Genomic DNA, 18504 nt, shown 5'->3' with positions numbered 1-18504 from the left:
CGTGTGGTCCTACCGGGTCGTCGCCCCGTACCTGTTCGAGCGCACAACGCTTGCAGAGAAGACGCCGGAATGCCTCGCCGACGGCCAGGTGCTGTTGCGCTTCCTGGCGGCCGGAGTCTGCGGCAGCGACCTGCCGGCCTTCCGCGGGGCCCGTGGCCGCCTTCCGGGCGACGACGGGACCAGCGCGGCCGAAAAGGACGGTTTCCCGATCCATGAGGTCGTCGGCGAGGTGATCGCCAGCCGGCATCCCGAGCACCGCACCGGCGACCGGGTCGTCGGCTGGGCCTCCGGATTCGACGGCATGATGGAGCGCGTGATCAGCAACGGCGACGGCCTGGCCCCGTACGACCCGGCGCTGACCCCGGCGCAGGCGGTCGGACTGCAACCGCTGGCCTGCGTGCTGTATGCCTGCGACCAACTCCCGGATCTCACCGGCAAACACGTGGCGATCATCGGCCAGGGCTCCATCGGGCTGCTGTTCTCCTACGTCGCCAAGGCCGCCGGCGCGCGGCGCGTCACCGGCGTCGACCCGGTCGACCGGTCAAGCGTCGCAACCGCATTCGGCGTCGACGACGCGGTGCGCGCCACCAGCGACCGGTGGGTGAGCCGGCTCGCCGCCCCCGACCGCGCCGACGTCGTCATCGAGGCGGTCGGTCACCAGGTCGCCACGCTCGGCCACGCCATCGACGCCGCCGCGCCCGGCGGCACCGTCTTCTACTTCGGCGTCGCCGACGACGACGCCTACCCGATCAACATGCGCGCCATGCTGCGCAACAACCTGACGCTGAAATCCGGTGTGACACTGGACCGGCGGCGGGTGCTCGAGCTTGCCGGCACGTTCGCCGCCGAACATCCGCGGCTGCTCGCCACCTACCTGACGCACACCTTCGCCGTCGGCGACGTGCAGGGGGCGTTCGAGCTGGCCTGCCGCCCGGTCCCCGAGCGCGTCAAGATCGCGATCGCGGAATGACCGACAACTCGCGGAGCGCTCTGCAGCGGGCACTGAACCGGGCGACCCCGATCTGGGGCGGCTGGATCACCGGGCCGAGCGTGCTCGGGCCGGACGAATTCGCCGGCGCCGGTTACGACTACGTGGGTTTCGACGCACAACACGGCTACCTCGACGACGCCGACATCGCCGGCATGCTGCGACGGACCGAGCACCTGCCCGTCGGCACCGTGGTGCGGTTGCCCAACGCCGACGCGGCACCGATCGGGCGCGTGCTCGACGCCGGTGCCGACGCCGTCGTCATCGCCATGATCGAGTCGGCGGACCAGGCCGCCGCCGCCGTCGCCGCCTCCCGCTACCAGCCCGGCGGGATTCGCAGCTTCGGCCCGCTGCGCGCCAGCCTGGGCCGCGACACCGCCGCGCTGGAATCCCGGGTCAGCGTCTTCGCGATGATCGAGACGGCCGCCGCGCTGTCCGACCTCGACAAGATCTGCGCCGTGGACGGGCTGACCGGCCTCTACGTCGGCCCCGCCGACCTGGCGCTCTCGTTGGGTGTGGACGTGGCGGGCGCGTCGAAGGATCCGGCCGTCCTGGACGCCATCGTGCGCATCCGCCGCGCGGCCAGCGCGGTCGGACTCGTGACCGGCATTCACGCCGGGGACGGCACGACGGGGCGCGCCATGGCCAAGCTGGGCTTCTCGATGATCACCCTGACCGCGGAAGCGCACGCCCTGCGCCGGGGAGCCGCGGAGCATCTGCGCGAGGCGACCGAACCATGACGGGCGATCGGTGCGCGATTCGCGAGTTGATCGCCGGTTACGCCCTCGCCCTCGATGCGGGCGACGCCGACCAGTGCCCGGGCCTGTTCACCCCCGAGGTCACGTCATCATGAATCCACGCGTTGCATTGGTAACCGGCGCGGCCGGCGGCCAGGGCTGGGCCATCGCCAAACGGTTGCGCGCCCAAGGCTATTCAGTGGCCGCATGCGACCGGCGTGCCCACGAACTGACCGCGGCGGTCGGCGAATTGGGCGACGACCGGGTGATCGCGATCGAACTCGACGTCACCTCGCAACCGCAATGGGAGTCGGCCGTCCGCGCGGTGATCGACCGATTGGGGGCGCTGACCACCCTGGTCAACAACGCCGGCGTGCTGCACCGGGCGTCCCTGGCCGACGAGACCGCCGGTGACTTCGAAAACTCCTGGCGGGTCAACTGCTTCGGCGCCTTCCTGGGCATCCACGTGACGCTGGAGCACCTGCGCGCGGCGGGGCAGGCCGCCATCGTCAACATTTGCAGCACGGGCGCCATCCGACCCTTCCCGCACCACGCCGCGTACGGTTCGGCGAAGTGGGCGCTGCGCGGGCTGACCCAGAACGCGGCCGCCGAACTGGCCCCCTTCGGAATCCGCGTCAACGCCGTGTTTCCCGGACCGATCGCGACCCCGATGCTCGACGACGCCACCCAATTGAGGCTGGCCGCGTCGTCGGCCTTCGGCCGGATCGGCCAACCGCGCGAGGTCGCCGACGCGGTCGCGTTCCTGGTCTCCGAGGAGGCGTCGTTCATCACGGGCGCCGAACTCGTGGTCGACGGCGGCCAATGCGTGCAGATCCGATGACCGGCCCGACGATCGGCATCATCGGCGCCGGGCCCGGCGGGCTGGCCCTCGGGATCCTGCTCTCGCGCGCGGGTTTTCGCGACTTCACCATCTTCGACCGGGAGGACGGCGTAGGCGGCACCTGGCGGGTCAACACGTATCCGGGGCTGGCGTGCGACGTCAAATCGCACCTGTACTCCTACTCGTTCGACCTCAACCCGAACTGGTCGCGGCTGTGGTCGGCGCAGCCCGAAATTCTGGCGTACTTCCAGCGCTGCGCCGACAGATACGGCTTGGCACCACACCTGAGGCTGCGCACCGATATCCGTTCCGCGCGGTGGGAGCAAGACGCGCAAAGGTGGTGTCTGACCACGGCCGAGGGGCGACAGCACCGATTCGACGTGGTGGTATCCGCCGTGGGCCTGTTCACCCGCCCGCTGCTGCCGGACCTCGTGGAGCAGGAGCCGTTCACCGGGACGGTGATGCACTCGGCCCGCTGGGACCACTCGATCCCACTGGGCGGCAAGCGGATCGCGGTGCTGGGCACGGGCTCGACGGCGTCGCAGCTCCTGCCCGAATTGGCCAAGGTGGCCGACCGGGTCTATTCGGTGCAAAGATCGCCGACCTGGATTCTGCCCAAGCCGGACCGGCGCTACACGCGACGCGAGCGCTGGGCTTTCGCGCACCTGCCGTGGGCCAAGAAGCTGTACCGCACCCGGCTGTGGTTGCGCAGCGAAGCCAACATCTCGGTGATCGAGCACGGCAGCGAAAAGACCCACCAATTCACCACGGTCGCGCTCGACCTGCTCGAAAAGACGGTTCCCGATCCGGAATTGCGCCGCAAGCTCACCCCGTCGCACCCCATGGGGTGCAAGCGGCTGGTGTTCTCGTCGGACTACCTGCCCGCGCTGACCCTGCCCAACGTGGAGGTGCTGACCAGCCCGGCCCGCTACCTGCGCGCGCGCTCCCTGGTCACCGAGGACGGCACCGAACGCGATGTGGACGTGGTGGTGTGCGCGACCGGCTACGCGGCCGCCGACTATCTGGGCGAGGTGGACGTTTCCGGGGAAGGCGGCACCACCCTGCGCGAGGCGTGGCGCGGCGGGGCGCACGCCTACCTCGGCATGGCCGTGCCGGGCTTCCCGAACTTCTTCATGCTGTACGGCCCGAACACCAACGTCGGCTCCAACAGCGTCATCTTCATGCTCGAGGCGCAGGCGCACTACATCGTGCGGGCGCTGAAACGCATGCGGCGCAAGGGCGGGACCTACATCGCGGTCCGCCCCGCCGCGTTGGCGGACTTCGTCGCCAAGGTCGACCGCTGGATGGTCGGCACCGTCTGGACCACCCAGTGCAGCAATTACTTCCGCGCCGCCAATGGGCGGGTGGTGACGCAGTGGCCGCGAAGCGCGCGCAGCTTCTGGGCAATGACGCGCAGGTTCAAGCCGGGCGACTTCGAGTTCGAACCCTCCGCCGCGCCGGTGCGCGACGCCCTGACGTCGTCGGACCGGGGAGCCCGATGACGGAATTGGACGGCGCCGAACGGCTGCACCCCGAACTGCGGGCCGCCGCGACCACTCGGACCGACTTCTCCTTCGACTCGATCCGACTCACCCGCGGCCCGTTCAACGAGCGGCGCCGTGACGCGGCCGAGCGCACCGACGCGCGGGGCGTGCAGATCACCGAGGGCAGCACGCCGGCGGAACCGGTGGTGCCGGTGCGGGTCTACCGCGGCGGTCCCGCGCCGGCGCCCGCGGTCGTCTACTGCCATGCCGGCGGGTTCGCGCTGGGAAACCTGGACACCGACCACCGCCAATGCGTGGAGCTGGCGCGCCGCGGCCGGTGCACGGTGGTGTCGGTGGACTACCGGCTGGCGCCGGAGCACCCCTTCCCGGCCGCGCTCGACGACGCCGCCGCCGTCCTGCGGTGGGTGGCGGCCGACGCGCGGCGACTCGGCGTCGACCCGGACAGGGTCGCACTCGCCGGCAGCAGCGCCGGGGCCACCCTGGCCGCCTGCCTGGCGCAGCGGGCGGCCGACGGGGCGCTGCCGCCGGTCGCCTATCAGTTGCTGCACCAGCCCGTGCTGGACGACCGAATCACCCCGTCCAAGAGGGAGTTTCGGGCTAGCCCGGCCTTCGACAGCGAGGCCGCGGACCTGATGTGGGGCCACTATCTCGGCGAACGGGCCGGATCGGATTCCGCGGTCCCGGCGCGGCGGACCCGGCTCGACGGTCTGCCCCCGGCGTTGATCACCTGCGCGGAGATCGACCCCTTCCGCGACGAAGCGGTCGACTATGCGCTGCGCCTGCTCCAAGCCGGAGTCTCGGCCGAGTTGCACGTGTTCGCGGGCGCCTGCCACGGTTTCGATTCGCTGCTGCCGGAGTGGACCGGGTCCGAGCGCCTGTTCGCGTTGCAGGCGGACGCCCTGCGGGCGGCGTGGGCATGACGGGTGCGGGACCTTCGCCTCTACTCTGACCGCACGGCCCGTCGGCAGAATCTGCTGCCATGAAGATCACCGGCCTCGAGGTGGTGCCGTTCGAGACATCGGTCGACCGAATCTCGTTCGGCCAGCTGATGACCGACCACCGCGTGGTGCAGACCGTGACCAAGGTGCTCACCGACGAGGGTATCGAGGGCTACTACTTCGGCGGCCACTTCCACGGCGACCAGGATGGGTTGCTGCCGGGGGACCGGGCCATCATCACCCAATTCCTCAGCCCGCTGCTGGCCGGTCAGGACCCGTTCGACCGGGCGGAGATCTGGCGCCAACTGTGGGCGGCGAAGCTACCCGAAAACGTCTGCAGCGTCATCGATCTGGCTCTGTGGGACCTGGCCGGCCGGGCCGCCGGGCTGCCGGTGCGCAAGTTGCTGGGTGGCGCCCGCGACCGGGTGAAGGCCTACGCCAGCAGCTTCAACAACCTCGGTTCACCCGACGACTACGCCGCCCATGCCGTCGAGTGTCAGCGCCAGGGCTACGGCGCCTACAAGATTCACCCCTACCACTACTGGAATCCCGCGACAGGCCAGTTCGCCCTGCCGCGGCCGTCCTACGTCGACTGGGACATCCGGGTGTGCCGCGAGGTGCGCGCCGCGGTGGGCGACGAGATGGTGCTGATGTTCGACCCCTGGGGCACCTACCTCACCTACGAGGACGCGCTGCGGGTCGGCCGCGAACTCGAGCGGCTGGGCTTCTACTGGTACGAGCACCCGATGCCGGAATATCGGGTGGAGTCCTACGCCAAACTCGCCCGCGAACTCGACATCCCGATCTGCTCGCCCGAGATCGCCGAGGGCGGCATCTACACCCGGGCCGACTGGATCCTGCGCCAGGCCTCCGACATCAGCCGCATCGACGTGCTGCGCGGGGGCATCACCGGGGTGATGAAACTCGCCGGAATGTGCGAGGCGGTCGGCATGCGGTGCGAGCTGCACATGAGCGGCTTCGGCAACCTGCAGGTGCTCGGCGCCACCAGCGAAGACGTCTGCGAATACTACGAGCGCGGCCTGCTCGGCCCGGGGGCTCGCTACGACACCGCGCCCCCCTATCTGCGCTCGCCGTGCGACCCGCTCTCGCCGGACGGATACGTCGAGATCCCGTCGGGTTCCGGGCTGGGCTACGAAATCCGTTGGGACTACATCGAAGAGCACCGCCTACCCGACGTTGCGGTGGAGCCCGTCGCGCCCCTGCACCCCCGATAGAGGCCCCGGGCGTCGCGCGTGAGGGTGCGCAGAATGCCGCTCGTGACGGCGTGTCGCCGTACAGACACGCGCGCTCGCCGGTGGAAGGGAGCCGGTGGTGAGGCGCCGGTGGCGGGAGCGAGGGGAAACTAGTCGAACCGGATGAGCTGGCGCACGGCGGTGCCGTCGGCCAGGTTGTCCATCGCCTCGTTGATCTGATCCAACCGGATCGACGACGACACCAGCGATTCCACCGGCAGCCGGCCCGCCTGCCACAGCGCGACGAACCGGGGAATGTCGCGGCTGGGCACCGCCGAGCCCAGGTAGCTGCCGATCAGCGAACGCCCTTGGGCCACGAACCCCAACGGCGACACGGTGATACGCGCGTCCGGTGGGGGCAGGCCGACGGTGATGGTGCGGCCGCCCGCCGCGGTCAGGGCGATGGCCGTCTCGAGCGCCGCGGGATGGCCGACGGCCTCGATGACCACGGCGGCCTTCACCCCGGCGTCGACGGCCTGCTGCGGGGTGTAGGCCTCGTGCGCGCCCTGGGCGCGGGCGGCGGCCAGTTTGTCGGGCAGCTGATCGACGGCGATCACGCGCACGCCGTCGTAGGTAAGCGCGGTGAGCACCGCCGCCATGCCGACACCGCCCAGGCCGACGACGGCGACCGACTGGCCCGGCTGCGGTTTGCCGACATTGAGCACGGCACCCCCGCCCGTCAGCACCGCGCACCCCAGCAGCGCGGCGACCTCGGGCGGCACGTCGGGCGGCACCGGAACCACGCTGGCCCGGTTGACCACCGCGTGGGTCGCGAAGCCCGAAACCCCGAGGTGGTGATACACGCGGTGGCCGGCCTGGCGGAGCCGGATGTCACCGCCCAACAACGTGCCGGCGGCGTTGGCCGCGCTGCCCCGTTCGCACGGTGTCAGCCCCTGAGTCGCGCAGGCCGCGCAATGCCCGCACCGCGGCAAGAACACCAGCACCACCCGCTGGCCGACGGTCAGGTCGGAAACGCCGTCACCGATCTGCTCGACGAGCCCGGCCGCCTCGTGGCCGAGCAGCATCGGGACCGGCCGCACCCGATTGCCGTCGACCACCGACAAATCGGAGTGGCACACCCCGGCCGCCTCGATGCGGATCATCACCTCGCCGTGGCCGGGCGGGTCCAGGTCGAGATCGACGACGCGGATCGGGCGAGACTCGCCGTAGGGGCGGGTCAGACCGATCCGGTCCAGCACGGCGCCCCGAATCTGAACCATGTTGGAATACAACCATGGCTTCCGAACCCCCGGTTTCGCCGGCTCCCGTGGTTCCGGGAGCACCGGACGGGCTCACCAGCGACGACTTTCCGGTGCTGTGGCCGGTGGGGACCCGGTGGGCCGACAACGACATGTTCGGCCACCTGAACAATGCGGTGTACTACCAACTGTTCGACACCGCCATCAACGCCTGGATCAACACCACCACCGGGCTGGACCCGCTCACCACCCCCGCCCTGGGCATCGTCGCCGAGTCGGGGTGCCGGTACTTCTCGGAACTGCACTTCCCCGAGGGCCTCGTCGTGGGCGTGGCGGTGACCCGGCTGGGCCGCAGCAGCGTCACCTACCGGCTCGGCGTGTTCCGGGCGGCGCCGGGGGAGCGGGCCCAGCCAGTCACCGCGCTGGGTCACTGGGTGCACGTCTACGTCGATCGAAGCAGCCGCAAGCCGGTCGAGATTCCCGCCGCCATCCGCGCGCTGCTGTCCACGGCGAGGGTGGACCGGTAGATCCAGAACGCCCGGCGCACCGGGACTTTCGCGACGACGAGTGAGCCGGGCTGCGCCGCCGGAGCGCGCCGCCGGCCCGGCTATGCTTCGCCAATGCCCGTCATGAGCAAGACCGTCGAGGTCAGCGCCGACGCGGCCACGATCATGTCGATCGTCGCCGACTTCGAGGCCTATCCGCAGTGGAACGAGGAGGTCAAGGGCCTCTGGGTGCTCGCCCGCTACGACGACGGCCGGCCCAGCCAGCTGCGGCTCGACACCGACTACCAGGGCATGCAGGGCGTATTCATCCAGGCCGTCTACTACCCGGGCGAGAACCAGATTCAGACCGTCCTGCAGCAGGGCGACCTGTTCACCAAGCAGGAGCAGTTGTTCAGCGTGGTGGAGATGGGCCCGTCGAGCCTGCTGACCGTGGATCTCGACGTCGAGACCTCGATGCCGGTCCCGGCGCCGATGGTCAAACAGCTCCTCAACAACGTCCTGGACCACCTCGCCGAAAAACTCAAGCAGCGCGCCGAACAGCTGACCGGTTAGTCGAAGATGCCCGTGCGGTCCCGCATCTCGGTCAGCCGGGCCGCCGCGTCGGTGAACTGCCACACGGTGTGTTCGATCACTGCGGCGGCGTCGCGCCTTCGCAGCGCCCCGATCAACTGGCGGTGATTCTCGACGGCGGCCGTGCCCCACCGCGGATCGGCGGCGTACACCAGCACCGGCATGTACCGCGCGGCGTTGAGCAGGAACCAGGCCAGTTTGATCCGACCGCTGGCTTGGTTGAAGACCCGGTGGAACGCGAACTCGATGCCCGCGATGGTCTCGGCGTCGCCGGATCCGACGGCCGCGGCGAGCGTCTCGTTGATGCGCTCGAGCTCGTCGATCTGGGCGTCGGTGATGTGGTCGGTGGCGGCGGCGGCCAACTCCCTGGCGATGGTGGCCTGCAACCAGAAGATGTCCTCGACGTCTTGCCGCGTCAACGGCAGCACCACGTGGCCGCGGTGCGGTTCGAGCTGCACCATGCCCTCACCGCGCAGCTTCAGCAGGGCTTCCCGCACCGGAGTGACGCTGACGCCCAGCTCGGCCGCGGTCTCGTCGAGGCGGATGAACGTCCCCGGCCGCAAGGCCCCGGACATGATCGCCGCCCGCAGATGGCCCGCGACCTCGTCGGACAACTGCGCCCGGCGCAGTGGCCGTCGGCTCCTCAGTCGCGCGGATATCGGTGCGTTCACGGGGGCTGCCAGGGCTTTCGTTGGCGTTAGGGAGGTTGGTTTGAAACTTTTGTCGGGGCTTGTCAGCAGGGCTCTAAAGCCATAATGTGACCCAGACAACACCATGTTTTATCAAATATCAACCTGGCGCAAGCGGTGCGGGAGTGAAGGGAAAGGGTGGGGTTGACCGCGCAATTGGCGAGCCATCTGACACAGCAGACCGACCAGCCGTACCTGGCCCGGCGGCAGAACTGGGTGAACCAGCTCGAACGGCACGCCCTGATGCAGCCGGGCGCGACGGCGCTGCGGTTTCTCGGCAAGACCGTGACGTGGGGCGAGCTGCGGCGCCGGGTGGCGGCGTTGGCCGACGCGTTGAGCCGTCGCGGAGTCGGCTTCGGCGACCGGGTCATGGTCTTGATGCTCAACCGCACCGAATTCGTCGAGTCGGTGCTGGCGGTCAACATGCTCGGCGGCATCGCCGTACCGCTGAACTTCCGGCTCACCGCCGCTGAAATCGCCTTTCTGGTCCAGGATTGCGAAGCCCGCGTGCTGATCACCGAATCGGTGCTGGCCCCGGTGGCAAATGGGGTCCGTGACGTCGAGCCGCTGCTTGCCACCGTCATCGTGGCCGGCGGCGCGGGCGACGACAGCGCGCTCGGCTACGAGGATCTGATCGAAGAACGCGGGGCGTCGCATGAGCCCGTCGACATCCCGAACGACTCGCCGGCGTTGATCATGTACACCTCGGGCACCACCGGCCGCCCGAAGGGCGCGGTGCTGACCCACACCAACCTGACCGGCCAGACCATGACGGGGCTGTACACCAACGGCGCCGACATCAACAGCGACGTCGGCTTCATCGGCGTCCCCTTCTTCCACATCGCCGGCATCGGCAACATGCTGACCGGGATGCTGCTGGGCACCCCCACGGTGATCTACCCGCTCGGCGCGTTCGAGCCGGGGCAACTGCTCGACGTGCTGGCCGAAGAGAAGGTGACCGGGATCTTCCTCGTGCCCGCGCAGTGGCAGGCGGTCTGCGCCGAGCAGCGGGCACGGCCCCGCGACCTCAGGTTGCGGGTCATCTCCTGGGGAGCCGCACCGGCGCCGGACGCGCTGCTGCGGGAGATGTCGGCGAACTTCCCCGGCGCCCAGATCCTGGCCGCATTCGGGCAGACCGAGATGTCGCCGGTCACCTGCATGCTGCTGGGCGAGGACGCGATCCGCAAACGCGGCTCGGTCGGCAAGGTGATCCCGACCGTCGCCGCCCGCGTGGTCGACGAAAACATGAACGACGTGCCGGTCGGCGAGGTCGGCGAAATCGTCTATCGCGCACCGACTTTGATGAGCGGCTACTGGAACAACCCGGAGGCCACCGCGGAAGCGTTCGCGGGCGGCTGGTTCCACTCCGGTGATCTCGTCCGAATGGACGCCGACGGTTACGTCTGGGTGGTGGACCGCAAGAAGGACATGATCATCTCGGGCGGCGAGAACATCTACTGCGCCGAGGTGGAAAACGTGCTGGCCAGCCATCCCAGCATCGTCGAGGTCGCGGTGATCGGGCGCCCCCACCACAAATGGGGCGAGGTGCCGATCGCGGTCGCGGCCGTCGCCGGGGAGCAGCTGCTGCTCGAGGAGTTGGACGAATTCCTGACCGAGCGGCTGGCGCGGTACAAGCATCCCAAGGCGCTCGAGATCGTGGACGCGCTGCCGCGCAACCCCGCCGGAAAGGTGCTCAAGACTGAGCTGCGGATCCGTTACGGGACCGCGAGTATCGACGAAAGTCATTCCACGGCAACGGAATTCACAATCAGAGAGGAAGGCTGACGGAAGCTGTAACGTTTGCCCGCTGTTGACGAAGGGTTAATTGTGCAGATGCAGTTCACACGTGCATGGCCATCGGGTACATTCCTGTGGTCTCCGTTACTACTTGCCAGTAGGGAGCCGATGGTCACACACGTTGGGTCGGGGCGAGGCGGGGGCGCTCCCGGCCGCCTAGCTGGCAGGGGGCGAGGCGTGCTACACGATCCGTCGCGGCGCCGGCAGGCACGCGCTATCAGCTGGAGGGGGCAGCGGTGACGTCAACGTCGACGAGTCGACAGGGCCCCTACCTGGTCGGTTATCTGCGCGATCAGCTGCAGACACCCCTGACGGTCATCGGGGGCTTCTTCCGGATGTGCGTGCTGACCGGAAGGGCGCTGTTCCGCTGGCCGTTCCAATGGCGCGAGTTCGTCCTGCAGTGCTGGTTCATCATGCGGGTGGCCTTCCTGCCGACCATCATGGTGTCGATCCCGCTGACCGTCCTGTTGATCTTCACCCTCAACGTGCTGTTGGCCCAGTTCGGAGCCGCCGACCTGTCCGGCGCGGGCGCGGCCATCGGCGCGGTCACGCAGCTGGGGCCGCTGACCACGGTGCTGGTGGTGGCCGGCGCCGGGTCGACGGCCATCTGCGCCGACCTGGGCGCGCGCACCATCCGCGAGGAGATCGACGCGATGGAGGTGCTCGGCATCGACCCGATCCACCGGCTGGTCGTGCCGCGAGTGATCGCCGCGACCCTGGTCGCCACCCTGCTCAACGGCCTGGTGATCACCGTCGGCCTGGTCGGCGGCTACCTGTTCGGCGTCTACCTGCAAAACGTCTCCGGCGGCGCCTACCTGGCGACCCTGACCACGATCACCGGCCTGCCCGAAGTGGTCATCGCCACCGTCAAGGCCGCGACGTTCGGCCTCATCGCCGGATTGGTCGGCTGCTACCGCGGGCTGACCGTGCGCGGCGGCTCCAAGGGGCTGGGCACCGCCGTCAACGAGACGGTCGTGCTCTGCGTCGTCGCGCTATACGCGGTCAACGTCGTCCTGACCACCATCGGCGTGCGATTCGGAACGGGCCACTGACATGTCGACAGCCGCCGTATTGCGCGCCCGGTTCCCCCGGGCAGTCGAGAACCTCAACCGCTACGGCGGTGCCGCCGGCCGGGGCCTGGACGACATCGGCCAGATGGCCTGGTTCGGAGCCGTGGCCCTCGGCCACATCCCGCACGCGCTGCGCAACTACCGCAAGGAAACCCTGCGGCTGATCGCCCAGATCGGCATGGGCACCGGCGCCATGGCCGTCATCGGCGGCACCGTCGCGATCGTCGGCTTCGTGACCCTCTCGGGTAGCTCGCTGGTCGCCATCCAGGGTTTCGCCTCGCTGGGCAACATCGGCGTCGAGGCGTTCACCGGCTTCTTCGCCGCACTGATCAACGTGCGCATCGCCGCCCCGGTGGTCACCGGCATCGCGATGGCCGCCACCGTCGGCGCCGGCGCCACGGCCGAGCTGGGCGCCATGCGCATCAGCGAGGAGATCGACGCCCTGGAAGTCATGGGCATCAAGTCGATTTCGTTCCTGGCGACCACCCGGATCATGGCCGGCCTGGTCGTCATCATCCCGCTCTACGCGCTGGCCATGATCATGTCGTTCCTGTCCCCGCAGATCACCACCACGGTGCTCTACGGGCAGTCCAACGGCACCTACGAGCACTACTTCCGCACATTCCTGCGGCCCGACGACGTGTTCTGGTCATTCCTCGAGGCCATCATCATCACGGCGGTCGTCATGATCACCCACTGCTTCTACGGATACAACGCCGGCGGCGGACCCGTCGGCGTCGGTGAGGCCGTCGGCCGATCCATGCGGTTCTCGCTGGTGTCGGTGCAGGTCGTCGTTCTGGCCGCCGCGTTGGCGCTCTATGGCGTCAACCCCAACTTCGCGCTCACGGTGTAGCCGCCATGTCGTCGCCAGTGAAGGTCAACGCCCCCCGGAAGCCGCCGTACAAGCTGGCCGGCGTCGCGGCGCTGATCATCGCCCTGGTGGCCCTGGTGTTGGTCTACGGGCAGTTCCGCGGCGACTTCACCCCCAAGACCAAGTTGACGATGCTGGCGTCGCGGGCCGGGCTGGTGATGGATCCGGGTTCGAAGGTCACCTACAACGGCGTGGAGATCGGCCGGGTGGGCAACATCTCGGAGACCGTGCGCGACGGCAAGCCCGCGGCGAAGTTCACCCTGGACGTCTATCCGCGGTACCTGTCGCTGATCCCGTCCAACGTCAACGCCGACATCAAGGCGACCACGGTGTTCGGCGGCAAGTACGTGTCGCTGACGACGCCGAAGAACCCGTCGCCGCAGAAGCTGAACCCGCACACCGTGATCGACGCGCGGTCGGTGACCACCGAGATCAACACTCTGTTCCAGACCGTCACCTCGATCGCGCAGAAGGTGGATCCGGTCAAGCTGAACCTGACGCTGAGCGCGGCCGCCCAGGCGCTGACCGGGTTGGGTGACAAGTTCGGCCAGTCGGTGGTCAACGCCAACGCGATCCTCGACGACGTCAACCCGCAGATGCCGCAGGCGCGGCGCGACATCCAGCTGCTGGCCGGGCTGGGCGACACCTACGCCAACGCGGCGCCCGACCTGCTGGACTTCCTGAACAACGCGGTGATCACGTCGCGCACCATCAACGCCCAGCAGAAGGATTTGGACCAGGCGTTGTTGGCGGCGGCCGGGTTCGGCAACACCGGCGCCGACGTCTTCAACAAGGGCGGCCCGTACCTGGCGCGCGGCGCCCAGGACCTGGTGCCCTCGGCCCAGCTGCTGGACACCTACAGCCCGGAGATCTTCTGCACGCTGCGCAACTACCACGACATCGAGCCCAAGGCCTCTTCGTTCCTGGGTGGCAACGGCTACTCGCTGAACGCCCACACCGAGGCGCTGTCGGGGCTGGGCCTGCTGGCCAACCCGGTATCGGCGGTGGTCACCATCGCCAGCCTGGTCGGGGGCCTGGCCGGGGTCGTCGGCGGGGCGCCGAACCCGTACACCTACCCGGAGAACCTGCCGCGGGTGAACGCACGCGGCGGGCCGGGAGGTGCCCCCGGGTGCTGGCAGCAGATCACCCACGACCTCTGGCCCGCACCCGAATTGGTGATCGACAGCGGCAACAGCCTCGCACCGTACAACCACCTGGACACCGGGTCCCCGTACGCGATCGAGTACGTCTGGGGCCGCCAAGTAGGGGATAACACGATCAACCCATGAAAATCACCGGAACCATCGTCAGGCTCAGCATCTTCTCGTTGGTGCTGTTGATCTTCACCGTGATGATCATCGTCGTGTTCGGTCAGATGCGCTTCGACCGCACGAACGGATACTCGGCCGAGTTCACCAACGTGAGCGGGCTGCGGGCCGGCCAGTTCGTCCGCGCCTCGGGCGTGGAGATCGGCAAGGTCAGTGCGGTGAAACTGATCGACGGCGGCAAGCGGGCGCGGGTGGATTTCAACATCGACCGTTCGGTGCCGCTCTACCAGTCGACGACCGCCCAGATCCGCTACCTGGACCTGATCGGCAACCGCTACCTCGAGCTCAAGCGCGGCGAGGGCGAGGGCGCCGAGCGCGTCCTGCCGCCGGGCGGCTTCATCCCGGCGTCGCGCACCTCGCCGGCGCTCGACCTCGACGCCCTGATCGGTGGCTTCAAACCGCTGTTCCGGGCGCTGGACCCCCAGAAGGTCAACACCATCGCGACCTCCCTGATCACCGTGTTCCAGGGTCAGGGCGGCACCATCAACGACATCCTCGACCAGACCGCGCAGCTGACCACGCAGCTCGGTGAGCGCGACCAGGCGATCGGCGAGGTCATCAAGAACCTGAACATCGTGCTGGACACCACGGTCCGCCACCGGCAGCAGTTCGACCAGACGGTCAACAACCTCGAGGTGCTCATCACCGGGTTGAAGGACCACGGCGACCAGCTGGCGGGCGGGACCGCGCACATCAGCAACGCCGCCGGGACGGTGGCCGACCTGCTCGCCGAGGACCGCGGCCTGCTGCACAAGACCCTCAACTACCTGGACGCCATCCAGCAGCCGCTCATCGACCAGCGCGATGGCCTCAACGACTACCTCAAGAAGGTGCCCACCGCGTTGAACATGATCGGGCGCGCCATCGGCTCCTACGGCGACTTCGTGAACTTCTACGCCTGCGACATCACGCTGAAGATCAACGGGTTGCAGGCCGGCGGCCCGGTCCGCACGGTCCGGCTCTTCCAGCAGCCGACGGGTAGGTGCACGCCGCAATGAGAACACTGGAACCGCCCAACCGGGTTCGCATCGGCCTCATGGGCATCCTGGTGACGGTGCTCGTCATCGGGGTCGGCCAGAGCTTCACCAGCGTCCCGATGATCTTCGCCAAGCCCAGTTATTACGGGCAGTTCACCGACACCGGGGGCATCAACTCGGGCGACAAGGTGCGCATCGCCGGCGTCGACGTCGGCAAGGTCGAGGGCCTCGAGATCGACGGCGACCACATTCGGCTGAAGTTCTCGATCGGCACCGCCAGCATCGGCACCGAGAGCCGGCTGGCGATCAAGACCGACACCATCCTGGGGAAGAAAATCCTGGACGTCGAGGCGAAGGGGGCCCAGCCGCTGCGGCCCGGGGCGACGCTGCCGATCGGGCAGAGCACGACCCCCTACCAGATCTACGACGCCTTCTTCGACGTCACGAAGGCCGCGCAGGGCTGGAACATCGACACGGTCAAGGAATCGCTGCACGTGTTGTCGCAGACCATCGACCAGACCTACCCGCACCTGAGCGCGGCGCTCGACGGCGTGGCGAAATTCTCCGACACGATCGGAAAGCGCGACGAGCAGGTCAAGCATCTGCTCGCCCAGGCCAACCAGGTGGCCAGCGTCCTCGGTGACCGCAGCGAACAGATCGACCGCCTGCTGGTCAACACGAAGACACTGCTGGCCGCCTTCAACGAACGCGGCCAGGCCATCAACGCGTTGCTGGCCAACGTCGCCGCCTTCTCCGAACAGGTCAAGGGCTTCATCAACGACAACCCGAACCTGAACCACGTGCTCGAGCAGCTGCGCCAGGTCAGCGACATCCTGAAGGAGCGCAAAGACGACGTCGCCGCGGGGCTGACCGAGGTCGGTAAGTTCCTGCCGTCCTTGAACGAGGCCATCGCGTCGGGGCCGTTCTTCAAGGTCGTGCTGCACAACCTCGCGCTCTACCAGATCATTCAGCCGTGGGTGGACGCCGCCTTCAAGAAGCGCGGCATCGACCCGGAGAACTTCTGGCGCAGCGCCGGGCTGCCCGAATTCCGCTGGCCCGACCCCAACGGCACCCGCTTCCCCAACGGTGCGCCGCCGCCGGCGCCCCCGGTGCTGGAGGGCACGCCCGAGCACCCGGGGCCGGCCGTCCCGCCGGGATCGCCCTGCTCCTACACGCCCGCCAACCCGGGCGGCAACGTCACCGTCGGCGACGAGGGGCTGCCGCGCCCGGGGAACCCGCTGCCGTGCGCCGGCGGGGGCGCCGGACCGTTCGGCGGCCCGGGCTTCCCCGCGCCCGTCGACGTGATGACCTCGCCGCCCAACCCCAACGGCCTGCCCCCGACGCCGGGCATCCCGATCGCCGGGCGTCCGGGCGACCCGCCGCCGGACGTGCCGGGCACACCCGTGCCCCTGCCGGCGCAGGCACCGCCCGGCGCGCGCACCGAGAACCTGGCGCCGGCCGGACCGACGCCGCCACCGTCGACGTTCGCGCCCGGTTTCCCGCCGGGACCGGCGGCACCACCGGGACCCGGCGAGCAACTGCCGGCGCCCTTCATCAACCCGGGTGGATCCGGAGGCAGCGGCGCTGCGGGGGGAGGTAGCCAGAATTGAGCACCGCCTTTGACATCCGCAGCATCCGGCTGCCGAAGCTGACCCGGGCGACCGTGATCCTCGGCTCGCTGGTGATCGTGCTGGCGCTCGTCGTCGGTTTCGTCGGCTGGCGGCTCTATCAGAAGCTGACCAACAACACGGTGGTGGCCTACTTCCCGGCGGCGAACGCGCTGTACCCGGGGGACAAGGTCCAGATCATGGGGTTGCGGGTGGGCGCGATCGACAAGATCGAGCCGGCCGGCGACAAGATGAAGGTCACCTTCCACTACCAGAACAAGTACCGGGTCCCCGCCAACGCCGACGCGGTGATCCTCAACCCGACGCTGGTCGCGTCGCGGGCCATCCAGTTGGAGCCGCCCTACAAGGGCGGGCCGGTGCTGGCCGACAACGCGGTGATCCCCGAGGAGCGCACCCAGGTCCCGGTGGAGTGGGACCAGCTGCGCAACAGCATCACCAACATCATCTCCAAGCTGGGCCCCACCAAGGAACAGCCGACGGGTCCGTTCGGTGAGGTGATCGAGTCCTACGCCAACGGCCTGGCCGGCAAGGGCAAGGAATTCAACACGACGCTGACCAACCTGTCGCAGGCGTTGACCGCGCTGAACGAGGGCCGCGGCGACTTCTTCGCGGTCGTGAAGAGCCTGGCGCTGTTCGTCAACGCGTTGCACTCCGACGACCAGCAGTTCGTCGCGCTGAACCAGAACCTGGCCGACTTCACCACGCGGCTCGCGCACAACGACAGCGACCTGTCGAACGCGATCGTGCAGTTCGACAGCCTGCTGTCCACCGTGCGCCCGTTCTTGGACAAGAACCGCGAGGTGTTGACCTACGACATCAACAACCTGGCCACCGTCACGAACACGATCCTGCAGCCGGACCCGCTCAACGGGCTGGAGACCGCGCTGCACGTGCTGCCGACGGCCGCGGCGAACATCAACCAGATCTACCACCCGTCGCACGGGTCGGTGGTCGCCATCCCGGCGATCACGAACTTCGCCAACCCGATGCAGTTCATCTGCAGCTCGATCCAGGCGGGCAGCCGGCTCGGGTATCAGGAATCGGCGGAGCTGTGTGCGCAGTACCTGGCTCCGATCCTGGATGCCATCAAGTTCAACTACCTGCCGTTCGGCGCGAACCTGTTCAGCACGGCGGAAACCCTGCCCAAGGAAGTGGCGTACTCGGAAGACCGGCTACACCCGCCGAACGGATACAAGGACACCACCGTGCCCGGCATCTGGGTCCCGGACACCCCGACGTCGCACCGCAACACCCAGCCCGGCTGGATCGTCGCGCCCGGGATGCAGGGCCAGCAGGTCGGCCCGATCACCGCTGGTTTGATGACCCCGGACTCGCTCGCCGAGCTCATGGGAGGCCCCAACATCGCGCCGGTCCAGTCCAACCTGCAGACGCCGCCGGGACCGCCGAACGCCTACGACGAGAACCCGATCGTGCCGCCGATCGGCCTGAACGCGCCGGTGCCCATCCAGCCGCCGCCGCCCGGGCCGAACGTGGCCCCGGGTCCGGTCGCCCCGACGCCGGCGCCGGTGGCGGCGCCCGCGCCGAACGCGGGCGGGCCGGCCGTCCCGACTGACTTCGGGGGTGGGCAGTGAGGCGCGAGACGAGCG

At 68.9% G+C, this 18504-nt stretch carries 18 protein-coding genes; 16 read left to right on the top strand and 2 right to left on the bottom strand.

Annotated features, from left to right (window positions below):
- Position 1 precedes the first annotated feature (1 nt).
- The 7 genes from BST44_RS05895 to BST44_RS05870 are packed head-to-tail and all read left to right on the top strand — an operon-like array spanning position 2 to position 6244.
- A complete protein-coding gene (locus BST44_RS05895; protein ID WP_083175655.1) occupies positions 2-970 on the top strand; it encodes a zinc-binding dehydrogenase in 969 nt (322 codons plus the stop codon).
- Positions 967-1728 (top strand): HpcH/HpaI aldolase family protein, encoded by a 762-nt coding sequence (locus BST44_RS05890; protein WP_083175654.1) that lies wholly within the window; start codon positions 967-969, stop codon positions 1726-1728. The genes BST44_RS05895 and BST44_RS05890 overlap by 4 nt, the downstream gene beginning before the upstream one ends.
- Complete coding sequence (locus BST44_RS29420; RefSeq protein ID WP_244184736.1) at positions 1725-1841, top strand: nuclear transport factor 2 family protein; 117 nt, start codon at positions 1725-1727, stop codon at positions 1839-1841. The genes BST44_RS05890 and BST44_RS29420 overlap by 4 nt, the downstream gene beginning before the upstream one ends.
- Positions 1838-2566 carry an SDR family NAD(P)-dependent oxidoreductase gene (locus BST44_RS05885; RefSeq protein WP_083175652.1) on the top strand — a complete coding sequence of 243 codons (729 nt, stop codon included), beginning with the start codon at positions 1838-1840 and terminating at the stop codon, positions 2564-2566. The genes BST44_RS29420 and BST44_RS05885 overlap by 4 nt, the downstream gene beginning before the upstream one ends.
- Positions 2548-4068 carry a flavin-containing monooxygenase gene (locus BST44_RS05880; RefSeq protein WP_244184735.1) on the top strand — a complete coding sequence of 507 codons (1521 nt, stop codon included), beginning with the start codon at positions 2548-2550 and terminating at the stop codon, positions 4066-4068. The genes BST44_RS05885 and BST44_RS05880 overlap by 19 nt, the downstream gene beginning before the upstream one ends.
- Positions 4065-4991 (top strand): alpha/beta hydrolase, encoded by a 927-nt coding sequence (locus tag BST44_RS05875; protein ID WP_083175649.1) that lies wholly within the window; start codon positions 4065-4067, stop codon positions 4989-4991. Before BST44_RS05880 ends, BST44_RS05875 begins: the two co-directional genes overlap by 4 nt.
- A 59-nt stretch (positions 4992-5050) precedes the next feature.
- Complete coding sequence (locus BST44_RS05870) at positions 5051-6244, top strand: enolase C-terminal domain-like protein (RefSeq protein ID WP_083175648.1); 1194 nt, start codon at positions 5051-5053, stop codon at positions 6242-6244.
- Between the two features lie 128 nt (positions 6245-6372).
- On the opposite strand, the gene BST44_RS05865 is transcribed toward BST44_RS05870, so the two are convergent.
- Positions 6373-7482 (bottom strand): alcohol dehydrogenase catalytic domain-containing protein, encoded by a 1110-nt coding sequence (locus BST44_RS05865; protein WP_083175855.1) that lies wholly within the window; start codon positions 7480-7482, stop codon positions 6373-6375.
- Between the two features lie 14 nt (positions 7483-7496).
- On the opposite strand from BST44_RS05865, the gene BST44_RS05860 reads away from it, so the two are divergent.
- Both BST44_RS05860 and BST44_RS05855 read left to right on the top strand, forming a co-directional pair.
- Positions 7497-7988 carry an acyl-CoA thioesterase gene (locus tag BST44_RS05860; protein ID WP_083175646.1) on the top strand — a complete coding sequence of 164 codons (492 nt, stop codon included), beginning with the start codon at positions 7497-7499 and terminating at the stop codon, positions 7986-7988.
- Between the two features lie 93 nt (positions 7989-8081).
- Positions 8082-8519 carry an SRPBCC family protein gene (locus BST44_RS05855; RefSeq protein WP_083175645.1) on the top strand — a complete coding sequence of 146 codons (438 nt, stop codon included), beginning with the start codon at positions 8082-8084 and terminating at the stop codon, positions 8517-8519.
- Here the strand turns inward: BST44_RS05855 and BST44_RS05850 are convergent.
- Positions 8516-9208 (bottom strand): GntR family transcriptional regulator, encoded by a 693-nt coding sequence (locus tag BST44_RS05850; protein ID WP_083175643.1) that lies wholly within the window; start codon positions 9206-9208, stop codon positions 8516-8518. The genes BST44_RS05855 and BST44_RS05850 overlap by 4 nt on opposite strands.
- 162 nt (positions 9209-9370) lie before the next feature.
- Between BST44_RS05850 and fadD5 the strand changes: the two genes are divergently transcribed.
- From fadD5 to BST44_RS05815, 7 genes are all read left to right on the top strand, one after another.
- The gene (fadD5, locus tag BST44_RS05845) at positions 9371-11011 is read left to right on the top strand and encodes a fatty-acid--CoA ligase FadD5 (RefSeq protein ID WP_083175853.1); all 1641 of its coding nucleotides are present in this window, start codon (positions 9371-9373) and stop codon (positions 11009-11011) included.
- A gap of 248 nt (positions 11012-11259) precedes the next feature.
- Positions 11260-12075 (top strand): MlaE family ABC transporter permease, encoded by an 816-nt coding sequence (locus BST44_RS05840; protein WP_065446615.1) that lies wholly within the window; start codon positions 11260-11262, stop codon positions 12073-12075.
- 1 nt (position 12076) lies between these two features.
- Positions 12077-12946: an MlaE family ABC transporter permease gene (locus tag BST44_RS05835; protein WP_083175641.1), complete on the top strand. Its 870-nt coding sequence runs from the start codon at positions 12077-12079 to the stop codon at positions 12944-12946.
- 5 nt (positions 12947-12951) lie between these two features.
- Positions 12952-14253 carry an MCE family protein gene (locus BST44_RS05830; RefSeq protein WP_083175640.1) on the top strand — a complete coding sequence of 434 codons (1302 nt, stop codon included), beginning with the start codon at positions 12952-12954 and terminating at the stop codon, positions 14251-14253.
- Complete coding sequence (locus BST44_RS05825; protein WP_083175638.1) at positions 14250-15290, top strand: virulence factor Mce family protein; 1041 nt, start codon at positions 14250-14252, stop codon at positions 15288-15290. Before BST44_RS05830 ends, BST44_RS05825 begins: the two co-directional genes overlap by 4 nt.
- Positions 15287-16879: a virulence factor Mce family protein gene (locus tag BST44_RS05820; RefSeq protein ID WP_083175637.1), complete on the top strand. Its 1593-nt coding sequence runs from the start codon at positions 15287-15289 to the stop codon at positions 16877-16879. The genes BST44_RS05825 and BST44_RS05820 overlap by 4 nt, the downstream gene beginning before the upstream one ends.
- Positions 16876-18489, top strand: coding sequence for a virulence factor Mce family protein (locus BST44_RS05815; RefSeq protein ID WP_083175635.1), 1614 nt, complete (start codon positions 16876-16878; stop codon positions 18487-18489). Before BST44_RS05820 ends, BST44_RS05815 begins: the two co-directional genes overlap by 4 nt.
- The last annotated feature ends 15 nt before the right edge of the window (positions 18490-18504 follow it).

Origin of the sequence: Mycobacterium scrofulaceum (assembly GCF_002086735.1) — a bacterium.
Lineage (GTDB): Bacteria > Actinomycetota > Actinomycetes > Mycobacteriales > Mycobacteriaceae > Mycobacterium > Mycobacterium scrofulaceum.
The sequence above is the reverse complement of the archived record's forward strand: the minus strand, read 5'-3'. Positions and strand labels throughout refer to the sequence as shown.